Consider the following 3579-nt stretch of genomic DNA (forward strand, 5'->3'; position numbering starts at 1 on the left):
AAAAGCCATGCTAACATTATTGTAGCATGGCTTTTTTGTTTCCTTACAAGTGTATGCGCAATAAAAACAAACCCCTTGGTTAGCTCACTAACCAAGGGGTTTACTATTTGTACCAGGTTTGTTTACGTTCCAAGACTTTAAACCTGGAACCTTAAACCTTAAACCTTAAACTAAACTTTATCGTTTTAAAGCAAAGTGCGCCCTGAACTCACGGGTTTGCCCGTTCTCAGTGAACTCTACCGTAAACCAGTAGTCGTCACTTGGCAGCGGGTGGCCGTTGTAGGTACCATCCCATCCCTGGCCCTGGTCAGTCCTGCTTAGCGGGTTCAGCTGTTTGATCAGCTTGCCGTAGCGGTCATAGATTAAGATACGTGCCGTTTCATAACCGCTGTTGGTCATACCCTGAATGTTCCAGTAGTCGTTGTAACCGTCGCCGTTAGGGGTAAAGAACTTCGGATAGTCGATGATGCTTACGCCTTCAATAACGTAATCCGTACAAGGGTTATCGGTCTTGGTATCCCTTACATAGATGTCAAAGTAACCCAGCGGAACATTGGTAAACACATTGCTGTTTTGCCATGGACCATCAGGACCCAGTGAGTACTGGTACTCTCCATAACCCTGTGCCAGTACCGTAATGGTTTGGTCTGCACTAAAGGCGGCACTGATTACATAAGGCTGATTAGGGTCAATAGCCTGTGCAGGGCCTGATTGTATTACCTCAAATGTTGCCGATGGTTCTGAGATACAGCCTAAAGCGGTAGTGCTCGTGGCTATTACCGTATACAAGCCCGGCTCAGTAGCGTTGTACTGCGTAGCGGTAAGGTCCCGTGCTACTTCTACACCATCCCTGTACCAGGTAAAGGTATAGCTGCCTGCAGCAAGGTTTACAGTAAGCGGTAGCGGGTTTATGGCCCCACCGTTGTATTCCATACAAAGGGTGTGGTTGTCGCCAGGGGTACTGATTACCGGCTCGCCCAGTAGCTCCACGCCTACTTCAAAGCTGGTAACATCTATACATGGTGCCGCACTCAGGTAGTTCTTAACCGTAGCCCAGATGGTTTGTGGGTTACTGGTGTTTACAAACGCAGCCGGGTTGGCTATGTAGTCTGGTGAGGTAGTGTCTGCAGCAAGGGCAGCAGCCTGAGTGGTGTAGTACTCTACCCTGAACATGGTTGTGCTTTGTGTAGCCAGTATAGAAGCGTCTTGCTGGGTAAGGTCAAAGCTGTGCATGCCGTCGTTTGTACCATCGTCATCACATACCGTCCATGGGTTACTGGCTGCAGCATGGGCCACAGCGGCCTGATCTGCAAACAACGTTAGATTGGTAAGGATGTCACAACCCGTAGCAAAGTTCCTGGCGTATACCAGTATGGTCTGCTGGTTCGGGGTGGTATTGGTATATACGTGTGGCAGGGCTGTACCGGCTGCATACGCTGCATTATCGCGGTAGAACCTGATGTCGTAATCGTTAGGGTTGCCTCCGGCATTGGTAATCACACCGCGTACAAATTCCATAAGGCGGAAGCTTTCAAAGCCGCTGCTGTTTGGTGTACAGATGGCATAGTTTGGTACGTTACCGGTAGCCGGGTCATAAATTGGCGGCATTGGGTTAACTGTTAGTACCTGTTCTACTACCTGTACACAGCTTGGGTCGGCTACCTCACTGCCGGCAAGGGCTACACGGGCATATACCGTCTGGCTCCATGCTGTAGTGTTTACATAAGGGATGTCGCCTGTAGCTGTTGCCGCAATGGCATTGGTACCGGCAAGCGCATCAGCTTGGGTTTCGTGGTAGCTGATTACCGCATTGCTGTCGTTATCAAGGATACGGCGGCTGGCATTCTTCAGGTTAAACTGCTCAAAGCCGTAACCGTTAGCATTGGTATCGCATACCTCCAGTGCCTCTGGGGTAGTGTTTGGTGTAGGCTGAGGAAGCACCCTTAAGGTAAGGAAGCTCCTGCTGATACAGCCCTGTGGTGTGGTTACCTTTACAAACAGCACCTGTGGGTTGCTGGTATTGCTGTAGGTTTCCGGTGTGGCAATCGGTGTATTGGCGACGTAATCTGCTGCCGAAGCGTAGTAGGTTACTACGTTGCCCTCCCCTATGCCAAATGGGGTAAGGATATAATCGTTTTTAGTGGTAAGGTTAAATACAGCCGTTTGGTTGTTTACAGCCCCATCGTTACACTTGGTAAACATCGACGCCGGGGCAAGGGCCTGTGGCTGGTTGATGTTAAGGGCAAAACTGCCGGTTTGGTAACAATCTGTAGTGCTGTTTTCTATACGTACCCAAATTTGCTGGCCGTCGACTGTAGCCATAAATACCTGTGGCGCGGTAATGCGTGGGGCGCCGGCAAGGGCATTGGCCTCAGTGGTAAAGTAATGGATGGTATACGTACCAGGGGCTACACCCAGCTGGGTAGCAATGGCAGCATCCTGCACCGTAAGGTCGAACACACGCTGGTTGTCCTGGCCGTTGTTGTCCTGGTCATCACACAGGGTAAGGTCGTTTAGCCTCACCGTGCGTGGTGCCGGTGATACGTTAAGGGTAAGGGTATATACCTGTGAGCGGCAACCGCTGGTAGCATCGGTAGCTACTACATACACAAACTGCACACCCGGGTTAAGATTGGTATAGCCCGCAGGGTTTTGTATTGCGTTTAGGTTGTTAGCCGCATCGTAAGCCGTTTGGTAGAACGTTAACGAAAGGTTTACCCCATTATTGATCATGATATTTTCAAGGCTCGTAAGGTCAAAGCTGCCGTAACCCGAACCGTTGGTATCACACACCGTTAGCTGGTCTGGCGTAGGCATGGTAAGTACCGGAAGCGGGGCTACCCTGATATCAAGGATAACAATGCGGTAACAGCCGGTTTCAGCATTTGATACCCTTACAAAAATGCTCTCCACACCGTTGTTTACCGTGTTGGTATATGCAGCAGGGTTAGCTATGGCATTACTGTCCGCAAGCGCATCAGCATACGTATGGTAGAAACTTACATTTACACCGTTTACACCTGTGGTAATCTCAGTAATCTTACTGGTAAGGTCAAATACTTCTTTCTCATCACCCGGGTTGTTTATATCACACTGGGTTAATGGAGACGGCTGTACTACTACCGGTAGTGGGTCTACCACTAACTCAAGGGCTACTAAATCATAACACTGGGTGGTGTTATTGGTAACACGTACATATACTGTGGCGTTAGCCGACTGGTACGTAGCCGGGTTTGGTATGGCATTGGTACCGGCAACAGCATCGCCCTGGCTGGCGTAGTAGCTTACCGGGAACGCTGCGGCATTCATGCCGTTTAGTACTGTGGTGTTGTAGCTGGTAAGGTCAAAAATGGCCTGGCCATCGGTATCTGAAACCCCGTTGTCGCACATGTGGTAGGCCTCAAGGGGATCCTGGGCAACAGGGACCGGGTGAACGATTAGCTGTGCCTGCGATACATCATAACATCCGGCTGTATTGCTCACCCTGATGTAGATGGTTTGTACGCCATTGGTGGTATTAGCCCTTACATTGGTATAGGCCGTAAGGTTGGTTATAGGGTTAACGCCCTGCTGGAAGTT

Annotated in this window: 1 protein-coding gene; it reads right to left on the minus strand. The window is 49.9% G+C overall.

Translation table 11 applies throughout. The features are described from left to right. Positions 1-177 precede the first annotated feature (177 nt). A partial coding sequence (locus tag ACLI08_RS16360) for a T9SS type B sorting domain-containing protein (RefSeq protein ID WP_411429583.1) occupies positions 178-3579 on the minus strand: 3402 nt, incomplete at its 5' end.

Origin of the sequence: Flavobacterium sp. RNTU_13, from assembly GCF_046614455.1 — a bacterium.
In the GTDB taxonomy this organism is placed as follows: Bacteria; Bacteroidota; Bacteroidia; order Flavobacteriales; family Flavobacteriaceae; genus Flavobacterium.